Genomic DNA, 15,117 nt, shown 5'->3' on the forward strand with positions numbered 1-15,117 from the left:
TCAGGCCAGGAGCCCTTTTGCTATGTGGGTGACCTGAATTTCGTTACTGCCCGCATAGATCATGAGCGACTTGGCATCTCGCGCCAACTGCTCTACCCGATATTCGGCCGTGTAGCCGTTACCGCCGAAGAGCTGCACTGCTTCCATCGCTACGTCGGTTGCGGCGCGGGAGGAATACAGTTTCATCGCCGACGCCTCCGCCAGGCTCACCTTCTGTCCAGCTGCACTGCGTTCGAGCGCATTGAACACCATGTTCTGCACGTTGATCCGGGCAATTTCCATCTCGGCGAGCTTGAGTTGGATCAGCTGGAAATGCCCGATCTCCCGCCCCCACAGTTTCCGCGACTTTGCGTATTCGACACTGAGTCGGTGACATTCGTTGATGATGCCCAACGACAGTGACGCGATGCCGACTCGCTCGGAGACGAAGTTTTCTCGGGCACTGGACTTTCCGTCAGATTTCTTCGCATCTTCCGTCTCGCCGAGCAGTCGGTCCTTGGTAATGCGGACGTTGTCGAAGAACAGCTCACCAGTCGGCGACGAGTTCATGCCCATTTTCTTGAACGGCGCGCCCTGGGTGAGCCCCTCCATGCCCTTGTCCAGAATGAAAGCGAGCACGGGGCGATCCCGCCGGTCGACGGAGCTGTCGCCGTCGTCGAGTTTCGCGTAGACGATCATCACGTCGGCGTAGGGCCCGTTGGTGATGAAAGTTTTGCTGCCGTTGAGGATGTAGTCGTCGCCGTCGCGGCGAACCGTGGATTTCATGCCACCGAACGCATCGGAACCGGAATCGGGTTCGGTGATCGCCCAGGCGCCGACCGTCTCGAACGTGACCAGACCCGGTAACCATCGCTCCTTCTGCGCAAGGGTGCCGCGACTGCGAATCGTCCCAGCAGCCAAGCCGAGGCTGACTCCGAGCGAAGCCACGAGTCCCAGACTGACCCCGGCCAGTTCGCTGTTGAGAACCACGGCGAAACTACCCGCGCCACTGAACACGTTCGGCGTCTCGCCATCCTCGTCCGGCGCCTCGCCGCGCTCGCGAGCCAGTGCCTTCTCCAATGAATCGCGTGCCAATTCGTCCAGACCGAAAGTTGCGTAGAGTTTTCGGATGATGTCGAACGGTGGCAACGCCCCGCTCTCGAGATCATCGACGTACGGCTTGACCTCCTTGTCGATGAACCCACGCAACGCATCTCGGAACATAAGGTCGGTATCGGACCATTCGTACATTCTTGCACTCCAGTCGACGAAGGATCTAGCCGTGCTCCCCGAATATAGAACACGTTCACCTTCGATGACCTACCTCAGCTGATCAAACCCATCCGCTGCGAGATCCAACCGAGTTCCTGTTCCACTCCCGCAGACCACACGGCGAAGCTGTGGCCACCCGGCAGTTCCAGATACTTGACGTCCATACCGGCAGCCTTGGCGGCTTCGTACACCTTCTGCTGGCCTGGTTTGAATTCGTTGTCGTCGGAGCCGACAACGAAGACACCTCCCGAGTCGGGGAATTTACGCGTGGCCAGTATGTCCATCGGGTTGACCTTCACGAAGGCAGCCTCGTTACCGCCGAAAATCTGGTCGACGGTTCGTTGCCGATCACCGAGCGTCGGCTCCAGCTGCCCGGAGAGGTCGAGAAAGGTGGGGTAGACCTCTGGATAGTTCGTCGCCATCTGGAGTGAGCACGTACCGCCGTACGACAGCCCGCCGATGGTCCAGGCCTTCGGATTCGTGTCGATCTGGAATGCGCCGGCCACCGCAGCCGGAACATCCTTGGCCAGATACGTTCCGACGTTTCCGGCCGGAGAATCAGTGCACAGTGGGTTCGCCAATTGTGATCCGGTGCCGTCCACGATGACGACGACCGGAGCCAGACCGGAATGCTGACGGGCAAACGAATCCATGGTGGCAGTGAGTTTTCCACCCTGCAACCAATCTTCCGGCTTGCCTGGCTGACCGGCCATGAGAACCAGAACCGGCAGCAACGGACGTGGATCCGTGAAATACGCCGGCGGCAGGTACACCTGTGCGTCCCGCGCGGTGAACCCCGAAATCGTGCCAGGCACCGGGAGCGTGGTCACGCGGCCGCGAATCGGCATGCCTTCCGGCGCTTTCCAGAGACTGTCCGTCGGATTTCCGGTGACGACAGGATCGGTGGGACCGGGTACGTCCGTGAGTGCGACTCGATCGAAATCGTCGTGACCGAGCACGATTCCGACGGTGGGATAGGCGGCGAAGAACAGATTGATCTGCGTAGCCGAGGTCAGGATCATCGACAAGGCCGCTAAGACACTGACAATCGCCCGTCCGGCGGTGCCACCTGCCTTGATCCGTGGCCCGAGGAGCAGCAGCGAGAAGATCCCCAGTCCGATCCATACGTAGACGGACATGGCAACCGGATCAGGGAAGGGCCTGATCACTTTCTCCACCGTGATCCAGATGGCGATCATGACGACCAGCGAGACCAGAGCGCACACCGGAACGGCAATTCGCGAGAACCACCGGGCCCTGGCGCCGAGAAGCCACACACCACCGAGCACACCCAGTACGGTCACGACAACCGGCAGCGGGCCGGAAATCACACTGATTCGGTAGAGCCAGTCCACGTCGAGCCTCTCGTATCTGTCATCCCTCACGCCGATGAAAGCCTAGAGCCAGGACGGCGGGTTCGTCACGATCTTGCCGGTGTGACCGGTACTCTGGTCTGAGTGACATTCATCAAGGTCTGTGGGCTACGTGATGCGGGTACCGTTGATCTCGCCGTCGATCTCGGCGTGGACGCCGTCGGTTTCGTCTTCGCCGAGAGCGTCCGCAGGGTCGAACCGTCCGCGGCCGCCGATCTGGCGAAGCGCGTTCCCCGTTCGGTGAACGCAGTCGGCGTGTTCCTGGGCAATTCCGTCGAACAGATACTGCAGGTCGCCGACACCGTCGGATTGACGACCGTGCAGGTTCACGACCTCGAGACTGCCGATCAGGTCGGCCGACTTCACGATGCCGGTCTAACCGTGATCCGGGCGGTGGTCGCGAGCCGTATTCGCGACGGCTACGACGCAGACCTCGGCGAGGACGGCCTTCTCGTCGACGGGGCCGACGCCGGTTCCGGGGTGGCGTGGGACTGGTCGGCGGAGCGATCGCGCCCACGCGGTGACTGGATCCTCGCCGGCGGTCTCTCCCCTGACAACGTTGCCTCAGCACTGGCCGCCACCGGAGCTTGGGGAGTGGACGTTTCGAGTGGCGTCGAGTCCACTCGCGGAGTCAAGGACCACGCTTTGGTGACCCGTTTCGTTGCCGCCGTTCGTGGTGGCGCCTAGTTCTTCACCTGTTCGCTGTTTCGGAGTTTCAGATCCTCGACCGCCCAGGCACTCATGACGGCTCGAACTCCGGTCACCAGTTGCAGTGGCTGATCGATCATCACGTGATGGCCGGCCTCGGGGATTTCCGCGATGATGGCAGTCGGGCCCAACAGTTCGACGGTCTTGTCCATCAACTCGTCGTCGATGATTCCGTTCTCAGCTCGAAAATAGGCTGTTCGGCAACGTGGTTGACGCTCCAATACGTCGTCGACCCCGGTACGAAGGAAGAATTTGGGGTCGAACTTCCACGACCATCCCCCGTCGACTTGCCTCATCGAGGTCTCGGCGACATGGTCGACCACCGCCGGGATGCCTTCGTCTTGCGGCGGCACGAATCTGAACCGGCCGATCGCCGTTTCTTTCGACGGATAGATCCGCTTGGGCCCGAACGCATTCTGCCGTCGAGCCGCTTCTTCTTCCGGCGTTCTCGCCCGGAGTGGAGAATCGATGATGACGACACCGCGCAGCTGCTCGCTGTGCTCGTGCGCGGCGGCGAAGGAGACTATCCCTCCCATACTGTGCGCAACAAGCACCGGCTTGCCCTCGACACCGCCTGCTCGGCCGGCCGCGAGAATCTCACGGCCCCACTGCAACATCGAGTACTCCGCGCGGGTGTCACTGTCGCCGTGCCCGGTCAGGTCAAGGGCGACCACTCGCTGATTCCGGGCGAACTGCGGGCCCACGTGATCCCACCATCGACTGTGTGCGGCACCGCCGTGAACCAGCACCATTCCGGGCCCTACCTGCCCCCAGGCACGGAATCGAACTTCGGCGCCTTCCACGTCCACCGATCCGGTCTCGACCGGCGCATCCAACGCGCGCGAGAACCAACCAGGTACTTCGTCGACTCGAACGTTACTCATCGTTCGAACATACATAGCCCCTGAATGTGTCTGCGCACCCTTCCCAGTTCAGGGTTCGTCGCCTATATTGAATCCGGCCTCGAGTTCAGTTCGCCTTGACGAAAGGGAGCGATGACCAACCGCCAAGTGCGCCTCGCCGCCCGCCCCACCGGACTTCCCGACGCGTCCACCTGGGAGTACATCGACGCCGAGATCCCGACAGCCGGGCCGGGCGAATTCGTCGTCAAGATCGAGTATCCGTCGCTCGACCCGGCGATGCGCGGTTGGCTCAACGACGTCAAGTCCTACGTCCAGCCTGTCGAACTCGGTTCAGTCATGCGTGCCCACGGCGTCGGACCCGTCAACGAGTCGCAACATCCGCCGTACCAGGTCGGCGACGTCGTCGCCGGAGCCTTCGGCGCGTCGGAGTACGGGGTGTCGGACGGGCGTGACGTGACGCGGGTGGACGAATCGATCGCGCCCTTACCCACCTGGCTGGGAGCACTCGGATTCCCCGGCATGACAGCCTATTTCGGACTCCTCGACGTCGAAAAGCCGAAAGACGGCGACACTGTCGTTGCCTCGGGTGCCGCCGGCAGCCTCGTCGGCCAGATCGCAAAACTGCGCGGCCGCACGGTGATCGGTATCGCCGGTGGTGCCGAGAAGTGCACCTGGCTCACCGAGGATCTCGGCTTCGACCTGGCGATCGACTACAAGAACGAGTCCGTCTGCAAGAGTCTCGAGACTCATGCACCCGACGGTATCGACGTGCACTTCGACAATGTCGGCGGCGAAATCCTCGGCGCGGCGCTGTCTCGCCTTCGCCTGGGCGCGCGAGTTGTCATCTGCGGCGCCATCGCGGGATACAACGCGACGGAGCCGCAATCCGGCCCTGCCCACTACCTTTCGCTGCTGGTCAACGGGCGAGCATGGCAGGCTTCGCGGTTTTCGACTACCTCGATCAGTGCTCCGAAGCGCAGAAGTAGATCGGAATGTGGATCAGCAGCGGCGAATTGACCGCTCGCGAGCATGTCGTCGACGGCGGTAGCGATGCCTTCGGCGACAGCCTCGATCTCCTCTTCGCCGGTGCCAACACCGGGAAGCTGGTACTGAAGGTCGACTGATCGTCGTCGGGTACGCTGCACAGCGCGAGGCACCCAACCTCCGTACAGTCGCATCCGGCACTGAAATTCTCCACTACAGTTGACGCGATGAAAACTCTCACGGCGGCGTCGCTGACCTCGATACTGTGCACGGCATCGGTGCTGTTGTACGCGGCGCCGCAGCTGCTGAGCTCCGGAATGATAGAACTCGGGCCGCTGTTCGGACTCATGGTGGTGCTGCCGACGCCGGTCGGGCTCATCGCCTCTCTGGTGGGTGCCGTGGCCGGCGTCGGTGGCCTGGTTCGGCGGACCGACCGAACGTGGGCCGCTGCGCTGACGACACTCGGGCAGGTGATCACCTGGGTTCTGGCAATCGTGATCGTCGTGTGGTCCCAGAATTTCGGCACGACGGGGTGGGAACTGCTGGCACTACCGGGATCCTTGCTCGTGGGGCAGACCGTGGTCGCTGCTGGTCTGATCACAGCGGCGATCACTCGGCCCACTCCGCAACGAGGCATACCCGCCGTCTGATCGCGGCCCGCCTTCGGTGGTCAGGAAGTCCAGTTCGCCGATCCGAAAGAACCGAGAGAGCCGGTCGGGTTCATGGTGGTGTCGGCGATCTCGAAGACCACCGGCAGCTCCGTATCATCGCCGAACGCGACTGCACTGAGACCTGTGGAGAGTTGGACTCGCCATCGAGGCGAAGATGATCGATCGACAACAGTCATGACCAGCGTGTCCTCCTGGTGCAGTCCGCACCGGCGGGGTGCGCAGTGGCCCACAAACGTAAGCCTCGCAAAGGAATATAACGTGCATCAAGCCCTAAACAGACCGCACGGACGGTGTGTGTAGCTCGATGTAGCGCCCTCGGCGCGGCCGGTCTGACCATGCCCTGCCTTCGGCAGTCAGGCAAGCGAGTTCACCGGTCGGCCGGATTCGAATCGCCAGATCGCGTGGTCGAGATGAATGAGGTTGTGACCGCAATTCTCGGCTACTGCTTTCACGAGCCCGGCCGCGTCGACGGCACCGACCGTTTCCGGCGCAACACCGAATGCGGTGGCGACATACCGGACATCCATGCGATCAGCCTTGACGCCGGGAATTCCGGCGAGCTTCAGGAAGTAGTCCCACGTGATTTCCGACCGCTGCCCCCGAGACTGCGAGCCACGCTTTCTTCGCATCCGCGAGGAAATCGGCGGTTGCCGAGCGGATGTTGTCGGTGCTGTCGATTCCGAGATCGTGAAGCAGACTGGCCGCGTCTCGAATGGCTGCTGTTTTGAGTGGAGGTCGGCGTCGCACCGCTTCTGCAGAAATTCTACGCGGGCATCGTCGGCATTTTCTGTCCTTCGGGTCGTTCCCATCGGGCGGCTTGACGACGCACTTTGCCCGAAATCACCGGCAATGGCGCGAGGACAGCGGTATTCAGTTGTCGAATGCTGCGACGGACGCCAGTGCTGCCACCACGGCGTCCGGGTCGATCCCGGCGTCGGCGAGTGCACTACGCAACACGTTTTCGATGGCGGCCAATTCGGCAGTGAGACCGGCGTGTTCGCGCCGCCCCGACTCACTGATCCGCACTTCCACCTTGCGGCGGTCGGTCAGGCTGGGCGCCCGGTACACCAGCGATCGACTGACCAGGCGATCCACGGCGCGAGTCAACGATGCACCTGCGGACAGCACGTGTGTCGAGAGCGTCGACATCGCAAGCCCGTCGGCGGAGGCAAGGGTGTCGAGGATCAGCCATTCGTCGGCGGACAGGCCAAGGTCGATTCCGGCTGCCGTGGCGGCCGCTTCGAGTCTCGAACCGCGCACGATCAACGACCGGAGCACGGAGGCTCCGATCTCGGGGCGCTCGACGGAAGCCGTCGCGAGTTCGCCGGTTGCGTCGGGCATGGTTCTTCCTCTCGATCCTGTTAGCTGAAATACTTTCATTTGAAGCAATACGCTACATACACTTCGAGGCAACTGTGAGACATGACCCATTTCGGTCGTGGCGTGACCTGGCCGAGATGGGAGGAAGTGTGATGTCGCGGATCATGTTCGGCACCGGCGCTTCGTATCGAATCGGCATGGTGATCCCGCTCCAGGGAACGGGCGGGATCTTCGGACCGTCGTGTATCGCCGTGTGCGAAATGGCGAAGAACGAACTCAACACAAGCACCGGGATCAACGGGCGTGAAGTCGAGATCGTCTACATCGACGGTGGTCGGGATCCCGCAGTGGTCGCCGCCGAGGTAGCGGATCTGGTAGATACCGGTGGAATCGACGCGATCACCGGGTGGCACATCTCGTCGATACGGCGGTTGTTGGAGCCGATCGTTCGGGGCCGCATTCCGTACGTCTACACCTCGCTGTTCGAAGGCGAGGAGAAGGCGCGCGGCGTTTACCTCAGTGGCGAGACTCCCGATCAGCAGATTCTTCCGGCCATGACGTGGTTGCGTGACAACCGTGGAATCCGGCGGTGGCACGTGATAGGCGCACGGTACGTGTGGCCGTTGCGGTCGCTACAGAAGGTGGTCAGCTTCGCGTCCACACTGGATGTGGAGATTGTGGACACTTCGTTTGTCGCGATGGGCTCCGGCGACGATCCGCGCCTTCCGTCGGCAGTAGCCGCGAGTGGCTGCGACGCGGTCCTGATGCTGCTGGTGGGTCAGGATGCAGTTGCCTTCAACCGGGCGTTCTCCGACGCCGGGTTGTCTTCGCGTATCACGCGTTACAGCCCGTTGATGGACGAGAACATGCTCCTTGCGAGTGGGCCGGACGCTACTGCCGACCTGTATTGTTCGGCCTCCTATTTCAGTAGCCTGACCAGTGGTGACGCGTTGGACTTCCTCAGTCGCTACGTGGCGTCGGCTGGTCCGGCCGCACCCTCGCTCAACAACATGGCGCAGTCGTGTTACCAAGGTATGCACACGCTGGTCGAACTGGCCAGGCGATCGGGGGCCTTCGGCGTGGACGACTTCGACCGGGTCATCGACGGTCTCACGTTCGTCGGACCGCGGGGTGTGGTGCGCTTCGACGGAAACCAGGCCGTGCAGGACGTTCATCTCGCTCGCGCCGACGTCTTCGACTTCGACGTCATCGGCACCCTCTGACCGCATGGGAAGAACGCAGAGCCCACCATCGCGGGTGCGACGGTGGGCGGTAGCCGGTCAAATCATGCGGGGACGGGCGCGGGACGGGCGGGTTCAGGTCGGGCGATCACGAAAACGGCTGCGGCCACACCGATCACCTGCGCGACGATGATCCAGCCGAGCGGCAACCCGCTCCACGATCCGTCGATCATGAGGAGCGCCGGGACGGTTGCGGTGGTGACCGACTGGGCGATCGCGATGACACCGGCCGCCGTGTCGAACCGGGGGTTCGCCGTAGTGGCGGACAGGAAGAATGCGAAGAAGAGAACGGTCCACGCCAGCCACAGCCATGCCATGTGGCCGTCGCCTGCGGCAAAGTTCACTCCTGCCAGTATCAGCGCCACCACCGCCGCCCAGCCGCAGTACCAACCGAGCGCCGAGCCGTCGGCTCCCAACAGGGATCCACTGCCGACGATCAAGTAGGTGACTCCGAACAACGCGAAGCCCACTGCACCGAACAGGGTGAGCCGAGCATCGTCACCGGCTGCGGGAATTGCCGCGAGCAGTGACGCGGTCACGAGGCCGGCGCCGACGATCAGATTTACCGGAACGGCTGCGCGCGCCGATACCCGTCCCAGCAGAACGAGACCGTTCACCAGCAGGACTGCACCGACGAACAGCAGAGCGAGACTGGACATGAGTTCTCCGAGCGGTATCGGCTCACCGACCGTGTCGGCGAGGGTGTGGGATGAACCCGCGGACGTACCGAAGTCGGCACGCCCGCGGGCAGTGGAAATCGTCTCGCCTGATCAAGCGGCGTGTGGGGCGCGCTTGCCCTGCAACGGATTCGATTCCTCGACCAACTCTCCGACACGAAGCACGGTGGCCTCGTCGAACGCCTTCCCGATGATCTGCAGACCGACGGGAAGTCCGCCGTTGAGTCCGGCAGGCACGGTGAGCGCTGGTAGCCCGGTCAGGTTGCTGGGTCCGGTGAACCGAATGAAGTTCTGCACCAGGTCAACTGGCGAACCGTTGAGGTCTGCCACCGCAGATCCGATGTCCGGTGCCATCACCGGCAGTGTGGGCGCCACAATGACGTCGACGTCGGCCAGCGCTACCGCGAACTCCTTCTTGATCTGGCGGCGCGCCTGCTGGGCTTGCAAATAGTCCACCGACGAGAACAGCTCGCCCAGGTAGAACAGGAATCGGATGTCGGCACCCAAGTCCTCGGGACGGTCGATCAAGTCCTGATGATGGATTGCCGACGCCTCGGAGAGGCTGGTTGCGAGTTCGGTCCACTCCGAATACCGCAGGGCCGGAATCGACACCTTCTTGACGGTGGCGCCGCGGGCGACCAGGTCTTCGATGCGAGCGCGCACCAGACGTTCCACTTCGGAGTCGACGTCACGGAAGAAGTATTCCTCCTCGATTCCGATCACCAGATTCGACGGGTCGCCGCCGAGAGCGCCCGCGTAGTCGTCGACCGGCACGTCCACCGATGTCGGATCGCGGTGATCGAAACCGGCAATCGCCTGCAGCATGACGGCGGCGTCGGCCACGGTCTTTGCCATCGGGCCGATGTGGTCGAGGGTCCATGCCAGCGGGTAGCAGCCGAACTTGGCGACACGGCCGTGCGTGGGCTTGAGTCCGACCAGTCCACAGGCCGACGACGGGATTCGAATGGAGCCGGCGGTATCGGTGCCCAGCGTCGAGAACGACATGTCGGCTGCGACGGCAGCGCCAGATCCGCCGCTCGACCCGCCTGGAACCTTGTCGAGGTTCCACGGATTGTGGACGGCACCGAAGTGCGGGCTGTTGTTGTCGATTCCCCACGCGTATTCGTGCATGTTGAGCTTGCCGGTCAGTACGATTCCCGCGTCTCGAAGTTTGGAGACCACGCTCGCGTCGTCTTCGGAGACGAAGTTGCCGTGGATCTTGCTCGCCATGGTGGTGACTTCACCGGCCACGTACAGATTGTCCTTGAGCGCCATAGGCACGCCATGCAGTGGTCCGCGGTGCTGTCCGGCGATGATTTCCTTCTCGGCTCTCTGCGCTTCGGCTATCGCTGCGTCGTCACGGAAGCTGACGTACGCGTTGATCTCGTCGTTGCGAGAGTGTGCGTGTTCGAGGAGCGCACGAGTGAGATCGACGGGCGATACCTGCTTGGTACGGATGAGTTCGCCGACCTCGGTCGCGGACTTGGAAAGCAGTTCCTCAGCCAATGTGATCCCCTCCCGGGATGTTTCGGACGGCGATGTCGGCGTCGGCGGTCTCGATGGTTGCCAGGTCACGGCGCAATTCCTGGTACCCGGCCCAGGTGGATTCGATCCGGGCGAGCTCGTCTGCGTCCGGGTGCAGCCCCTTGGCGGCGAGCGCGTCCTTGATTGACAGCGGCATCGAAGGTCTCCGTTCAGCTTGACCGTTTGAAATAGTTCCATTTGAAACTGTTTCAAAAGTAAGTGATCCAGACCACTTTGTCTCCAATTGTGACTTGAATCACATTTTAGGTTGATCGTTCGCGGTAGCCCCGGGTCCGCTGACCCTGACCCCACCGCGGCCGCGGCCGCGGCCGCGAGCACGAGGTATCGCGCCCGGCCTACCGTTATTTCAGCCGGCGGGCAGTGGCATCAGTGGTCAAAACAGTTCGAGTGCCTCTTCGATCATCCGGCGGCCCGGACGCTCGAACGATGTGTCGCCGACCTGATACGCCCAGACGGCTGTTCCCACGGCTTCTCGCAGCGACAACAGCGCCCAGAGTTCCGGCTCGCGCGGATCGGTGCCGTACCCCTCGAAGAATGCGCGTTCCAAGGAAATTCTGTGTGGTTGATCCAGCCATGCAATAGATTTCGCTACCAGGCCGGATACCGCGTCGTGATCGAGCCACTCCGACTGTCCGTGGAAGATTCGGAGCGCGTCCCCCGCCTGGCGGTAGATGTCGTGATCGCATTCGGCCGGAGTCCCCATCACCGGATCACCGTCCAGATATTCTGTGACGAGAATGTTCGCCGACCGTTGTAGTCGATCATTACGGCCGCCCGGCCGATGTCGACCAACACGGACGTCGAACTCTGGTGCGCGGTGATCTCGCGGCCGATGTGATGGTTATTCGGACCGGCGGCCTTGACGACGAAGCGACCGCGATCGGCTTCGACGTCGAGGACGACGGTCTCGACCAGATTCCAGCTCAGGTCCGCATTGAACCGCACTCCCGGCAGGCGACGTTCGACGTGCGCGGCCTGCTCCGCGCTGAGTCGTCCACGATGCCAGGAATCCACCCGAACGAAACTAGCAGGCCGCCGCTCCGTCCTCCCCCAGTCTCGGCGGTGCCGAGCGATAGGTGGCCGGAGTGACGCTGAGACGAATGGGGTTGGCCACCTGCCGGGTTGGCACCTCGCGTCGCGGATCGTCGATACTGACTACCGGGTCCAGATTCAGTCGCTCAGCCAGTGCCAGCGCGTCGGCGATGTCGTTGAGGGGGCCGCACGGAACGCCCCGTTCGGTGAGCGCCTCGAACCAGAAGTCCGCAGTACCACGCGAGAATGCCGCGGCGAGGGCCTCGAACAACTCCACTCGATGCGCAACGCGCGAGCTGTTGGAGGTGAAGCGCGGGTCCGACGCCAGCTCGGACAGGCCCAGAACCTCTGCCAGTGCGCCGAATTGACGGTCGTTGCCGACAGCCAGAACCAGTGGACGATCGGCGGTGTCGAACACCTCGTACGGTGCCACACTCGGATGCCGGTTTCCCATCGCCTGCGGCACCACCCCGGCCGCGACGTAACCCGACGACTGGTTGGCCAGCGCGGACAGCAACGAGGACAACAGATTGACCTCGACGTGCTGCCCCTCGCCGGTACGATCTCGGTGTCGCAGCGCGGCAAGGATTCCCACGCCGGCATGCAGTCCGGTGATGATGTCGACCACGGCGACACCGACTTTGGTAGGCGTCGCCGCATCCGGCCCGGTGATGCTCATCAGTCCACCGACTGCCTGGATCAGCAGGTCGTACCCCGGCAACGAGTTGTTGGCGCCGAAGCCGCTGATCGAGCAGTACACGGTGTGCGGATTCATCTCCCGTACGGCGTCGTAACCCAGCCCGAGGCGGTCCATGGTGCCGGGCAGGAAATTCTGCACCACCACGTCGGCGCGCCGAACGAGATCACGCGCACTTTCCACATCGGCACGCTCACGCAGATCGAGGGTGACCGATTTCTTGTTCCGGTTCACCGACAGAAAGTAACTCGACTCCTCCCCCACCCACGGCGGGCCCCACGCACGGGTGTCGTCGCCGACCCCTGGCCGCTCGATCTTGATCACCTCGGCTCCCAGGTCAGCGAGGATCATCGTGGCGTACGGTCCGGCGAGAACGCGGCCGAAGTCTGCGATCACCAGCCCGTCGAGCGCACCGGCAGTGCTCAACGGAATGCTTCCTCGCCCGTCAGCGCCCTGCCGATCACCAGCTGGTGTACCTCGGACGTGCCCTCGTAGGTGAGCACAGACTCGAGATTGTTGGCGTGCCGAATCACCGGGTATTCGAGGGTGATGCCGTTGGCTCCCAAGATGGTTCGGCACTCGCGAGCGATCTTGATGGCTTCGCGGACGTTGTTGAGTTTGCCGGTGCTGACCTGCTCCGGGCGCACGGTTCCAGCGTCCTTGAGTCGTCCGAGATGAATCGCGAGCAACTGGCCCTTGCCCAATTCGACTGCCATGTCGGCGATCTTGGCCTGAGTGAGCTGGTACGCGGCGAGCGACTTGTCGAACACCTTACGATCGCGCGCATACGAGATCGCCGTCTCGAGGCAGTCGCGCGCTGCGCCCATCGAGCCGAAGATGATGCCGAAGCGCGCCTCGTTGAGGCAGCCGAGCGGACCGGAGAGCCCTCGCGCCTTCGGCAACATCGCCGAGGCGGGCAGGCGCACGTCGTCGAGGACCAGTTCGGAGGTGACGGACGCGCGCAGCGACATCTTGTTCTTGATCTCCGGAGCCGAAAACCCCGGAGTGTCGGTGGGGACGACAAATCCGCGCACCCCGTCATCGGTACGCGCCCAGACCACCGCGACATCCGCGATGGAGCCATTGGTGATCCACATCTTGGTGCCGTTGAGAATCCAGTCGTCACCGTCACGCTTGGCGTTGGTCCGCATACCGCCGGGATTGGAACCGAAATCGGGTTCGGTCAATCCGAAGCAGCCGATGGCCTCACCGGCGGCCATGCGCGGCAGCCATTCCTGCTTCTGCTCCTCGCTGCCGTTGTGGTGGATCGCGAACATCGCAAGTGAACCTTGCACCGAGACGAGGCTGCGGATACCGGAATCGACGGCCTCGAGTTCCTGACAAGCCAGGCCGTAGGTGGTGGCGCTCATGCCGGCGCAACCGTAACCGTCGAGATGCATTCCGAGCACGCCCAGCTCGCCCAACTCTTTCGCCAGTTCACGGGCGGGCAGTGCAGCCGCCTCGAACCATTCGCCGACGTGCGGACGGATACGATCGCTCGCCATCTTGCGGACGGTGTCGCGGATCGCGATTTCCTCGGCGTCGAGCAGGGTGTCGACGGCAAAGAGTTCGGACAGGGACTGCGGCGTGCTCACGTGGCCTCCGGTGACGTAGTGCGCAACCGTTCGCGAGAACGATTGTGCAATCGTTTGCATCGCCTAGAGTAGGGGGCAAGCGCACCCTCGTCAATCCCCGATCCACTCCAGGAGCACCACCGCTGATGACGTCCGATCCGTCGACCCGCAGTAACGGCCGCCCGCCCACACTGCGCGAAATCGCCGACCGAGCCGGCGTCCACGTCTCGACGGCGTCGCGGGTGCTGCGTCAACCAGAACCTGCCGACGGCTGGTCGGACTCCGCGCTGCGCGTGCGGCAGGTCGCCGCCGAACTCGGCTACCAACCGAATCTGTGGGCGGCGAGCTTGCGCACCCGCAAGACCACCACCATCGGCGTCGTGATGCCGAGGCTGACCGACGTCGTGGTGGCCACCATGTTCCAGGGCATCGAGGAAGCTGCGACGGCAGCCGGGTACTCGGTACTGCTCTCGAGCCCACCAGACGATCCGGACGCGCAAGGTAAATCCGTCGAGTTCCTGATCAGCCGTCAGGTGGACGGCCTGATCCTGAGCAGCATCCACCTGCCCGGAGCCGATTTCGTGGACACACTTCCCGTGCGCTCCCTGCCGCTACTGCTGCTCAACCGACACACCGACGGCGGCCTACCGTACGTGAGCGGTGACGATCGTCGCGGCGGCTACCTCGCGGGGAAGCATTTGATCGACTGCGGCTACCGCGATCTCGGCGTCGTCGCCGGGCCCGACCATGCCAGCACGTCCCGCGAACGCGTCGCCGGCTTCCGGGACGCGCTAACCGAAGCCGGTCTGGAACTACCGCCGTATCGAATAGTGGCGTCCGAGTTCGAAGTTCAGGGTGGCGTCGACGCTGCGACCCGGTTACTCGGAGGCACCTCACGCCCCGACGCCGTCTTCACCGTCAGCGACACCATCGCGATCGGTGTACTCGGCGTGGCCCGCGATCTCGGCCTGAGCATTCCAGGTGATCTCGCTCTGGTCGGCTACAACGACATCCCGGTCGTCTCGCAACTTCCCGTGCCGCTGACGACGGTGCGATCACCGGCCCATCTGATCGGGGCGACCGGTGTGGACCATCTCCTGGCACTGATGGCCGGCCGCAGCCCCGAATCGGTGAAGCTGCCGGTGGAACTGATCGTGCGGGCATCCACCGACACCCACTGA

At 63.2% G+C, this 15,117-nt stretch carries 17 protein-coding genes and 1 pseudogene; 5 read left to right on the forward strand and 13 right to left on the reverse strand.

Annotated features, from left to right (window positions below; genetic code table 11):
* Both ABH922_RS19335 and ABH922_RS19340 read right to left on the reverse strand, forming a co-directional pair.
* Entirely contained in the window at positions 1-1,230 is a 1,230-nt protein-coding gene (locus tag ABH922_RS19335) for an acyl-CoA dehydrogenase family protein (protein ID WP_424808450.1), read from the reverse strand.
* A gap of 74 nt (positions 1,231-1,304) precedes the next feature.
* The gene (locus tag ABH922_RS19340; protein WP_424809729.1) at positions 1,305-2,606 is read right to left on the reverse strand and encodes an alpha/beta hydrolase; all 1,302 of its coding nucleotides are present in this window, start codon (positions 2,604-2,606) and stop codon (positions 1,305-1,307) included.
* Positions 2,607-2,708: 102 nt separating this feature from the next.
* Between ABH922_RS19340 and ABH922_RS19345 the strand changes: the two genes are divergently transcribed.
* The gene (locus ABH922_RS19345; RefSeq protein WP_424808451.1) at positions 2,709-3,311 is read left to right on the forward strand and encodes a phosphoribosylanthranilate isomerase; all 603 of its coding nucleotides are present in this window, start codon (positions 2,709-2,711) and stop codon (positions 3,309-3,311) included.
* Here ABH922_RS19345 and ABH922_RS19350 read toward each other — a convergent pair.
* A complete protein-coding gene (locus ABH922_RS19350; RefSeq protein ID WP_424808452.1) occupies positions 3,308-4,216 on the reverse strand; it encodes an alpha/beta fold hydrolase in 909 nt (302 codons plus the stop codon). The two genes, ABH922_RS19345 and ABH922_RS19350, sit on opposite strands and share 4 nt — an antisense overlap.
* Before the next feature lie 111 nt (positions 4,217-4,327).
* Here ABH922_RS19350 and ABH922_RS19355 point away from each other — a divergent pair.
* Both ABH922_RS19355 and ABH922_RS19360 read left to right on the forward strand, forming a co-directional pair.
* A pseudogene (locus tag ABH922_RS19355) lies at positions 4,328-5,319 on the forward strand (NADP-dependent oxidoreductase).
* 87 nt (positions 5,320-5,406) lie between these two features.
* On the forward strand, positions 5,407-5,829 hold the full coding sequence (locus ABH922_RS19360; RefSeq protein ID WP_424808453.1) for a hypothetical protein: 423 nt from the start codon (positions 5,407-5,409) through the stop codon (positions 5,827-5,829).
* A 20-nt stretch (positions 5,830-5,849) separates the two neighbouring features.
* Here the strand turns inward: ABH922_RS19360 and ABH922_RS19365 are convergent, their stop codons facing one another.
* The 3 genes from ABH922_RS19365 to ABH922_RS19375 form a co-directional block, all read right to left on the reverse strand.
* Positions 5,850-6,026 (reverse strand): hypothetical protein, encoded by a 177-nt coding sequence (locus ABH922_RS19365; protein WP_424808454.1) that lies wholly within the window; start codon positions 6,024-6,026, stop codon positions 5,850-5,852.
* 177 nt (positions 6,027-6,203) lie between these two features.
* Positions 6,204-6,479: a hypothetical protein gene (locus tag ABH922_RS19370; RefSeq protein ID WP_424808455.1), complete on the reverse strand. Its 276-nt coding sequence runs from the start codon at positions 6,477-6,479 to the stop codon at positions 6,204-6,206.
* 241 nt (positions 6,480-6,720) lie between these two features.
* Positions 6,721-7,191, reverse strand: coding sequence for a MarR family transcriptional regulator (locus ABH922_RS19375; RefSeq protein ID WP_424808456.1), 471 nt, complete (start codon positions 7,189-7,191; stop codon positions 6,721-6,723).
* Positions 7,192-7,367: 176 nt separating this feature from the next.
* Between ABH922_RS19375 and ABH922_RS19380 the strand changes: the two genes are divergently transcribed.
* Positions 7,368-8,393, forward strand: coding sequence for a substrate-binding domain-containing protein (locus ABH922_RS19380; protein WP_424809730.1), 1,026 nt, complete (start codon positions 7,368-7,370; stop codon positions 8,391-8,393).
* Between the two features lie 62 nt (positions 8,394-8,455).
* On the opposite strand, the gene ABH922_RS19385 is transcribed toward ABH922_RS19380, so the two are convergent.
* From ABH922_RS19385 to ABH922_RS19415, 7 genes are all read right to left on the reverse strand, one after another.
* A complete protein-coding gene (locus tag ABH922_RS19385) occupies positions 8,456-9,070 on the reverse strand; it encodes an AmiS/UreI family transporter (RefSeq protein WP_424808457.1) in 615 nt (204 codons plus the stop codon).
* Positions 9,071-9,181: 111 nt separating this feature from the next.
* Positions 9,182-10,594, reverse strand: coding sequence for an amidase (locus ABH922_RS19390; protein ID WP_424808458.1), 1,413 nt, complete (start codon positions 10,592-10,594; stop codon positions 9,182-9,184).
* The gene (locus tag ABH922_RS19395; protein WP_424808459.1) at positions 10,587-10,769 is read right to left on the reverse strand and encodes a hypothetical protein; all 183 of its coding nucleotides are present in this window, start codon (positions 10,767-10,769) and stop codon (positions 10,587-10,589) included. The genes ABH922_RS19390 and ABH922_RS19395 overlap by 8 nt, the downstream gene beginning before the upstream one ends.
* 237 nt (positions 10,770-11,006) lie before the next feature.
* Positions 11,007-11,339: a hypothetical protein gene (locus ABH922_RS19400; RefSeq protein ID WP_424808460.1), complete on the reverse strand. Its 333-nt coding sequence runs from the start codon at positions 11,337-11,339 to the stop codon at positions 11,007-11,009.
* A complete protein-coding gene (locus ABH922_RS19405; protein ID WP_424808461.1) occupies positions 11,336-11,647 on the reverse strand; it encodes a hypothetical protein in 312 nt (103 codons plus the stop codon). Before ABH922_RS19405 ends, ABH922_RS19400 begins: the two co-directional genes overlap by 4 nt.
* 10 nt (positions 11,648-11,657) lie before the next feature.
* Positions 11,658-12,788, reverse strand: a complete 1,131-nt coding sequence (locus ABH922_RS19410) for a CaiB/BaiF CoA transferase family protein (protein WP_424808462.1) — start codon at positions 12,786-12,788, stop codon at positions 11,658-11,660.
* Positions 12,785-13,957 (reverse strand): acyl-CoA dehydrogenase family protein, encoded by a 1,173-nt coding sequence (locus ABH922_RS19415; RefSeq protein WP_424808463.1) that lies wholly within the window; start codon positions 13,955-13,957, stop codon positions 12,785-12,787. Before ABH922_RS19415 ends, ABH922_RS19410 begins: the two co-directional genes overlap by 4 nt.
* A 125-nt stretch (positions 13,958-14,082) precedes the next feature.
* On the opposite strand from ABH922_RS19415, the gene ABH922_RS19420 reads away from it, so the two are divergent.
* Positions 14,083-15,117 carry a LacI family DNA-binding transcriptional regulator gene (locus ABH922_RS19420; protein ID WP_424808464.1) on the forward strand — a complete coding sequence of 345 codons (1,035 nt, stop codon included), beginning with the start codon at positions 14,083-14,085 and terminating at the stop codon, positions 15,115-15,117.

The organism is Rhodococcus sp. 27YEA15, assembly GCF_049739425.1.
Taxonomy (GTDB): Bacteria; Actinomycetota; Actinomycetes; order Mycobacteriales; family Mycobacteriaceae; genus Rhodococcus_F.

Bases quoted from the DNA above. Each gene is read 5' to 3' on its own strand.
- ABH922_RS19420 (WP_424808464.1), top strand. From the start codon at position 14,083: ATGACGTCCGATCCGTCGACCCGCAGTAACGGCCGCCCGCCCACACTG.
- ABH922_RS19395 (WP_424808459.1), bottom strand. From the start codon at position 10,769: ATGCCGCTGTCAATCAAGGACGCGCTCGCCGCCAAGGGGCTGCACCCG.
- ABH922_RS19360 (WP_424808453.1), top strand. From the start codon at position 5,407: ATGAAAACTCTCACGGCGGCGTCGCTGACCTCGATACTGTGCACGGCA.
- ABH922_RS19385 (WP_424808457.1), bottom strand. From the start codon at position 9,070: ATGTCCAGTCTCGCTCTGCTGTTCGTCGGTGCAGTCCTGCTGGTGAAC.
- ABH922_RS19335 (WP_424808450.1), bottom strand. From the start codon at position 1,230: ATGTACGAATGGTCCGATACCGACCTTATGTTCCGAGATGCGTTGCGT.
- ABH922_RS19370 (WP_424808455.1), bottom strand. From the start codon at position 6,479: ATGCGAAGAAAGCGTGGCTCGCAGTCTCGGGGGCAGCGGTCGGAAATC.
- ABH922_RS19350 (WP_424808452.1), bottom strand. From the start codon at position 4,216: ATGAGTAACGTTCGAGTCGACGAAGTACCTGGTTGGTTCTCGCGCGCG.
- ABH922_RS19375 (WP_424808456.1), bottom strand. From the start codon at position 7,191: ATGCCCGACGCAACCGGCGAACTCGCGACGGCTTCCGTCGAGCGCCCC.
- ABH922_RS19380 (WP_424809730.1), top strand. From the start codon at position 7,368: ATGGTGATCCCGCTCCAGGGAACGGGCGGGATCTTCGGACCGTCGTGT.
- ABH922_RS19365 (WP_424808454.1), bottom strand. From the start codon at position 6,026: ATGACTGTTGTCGATCGATCATCTTCGCCTCGATGGCGAGTCCAACTC.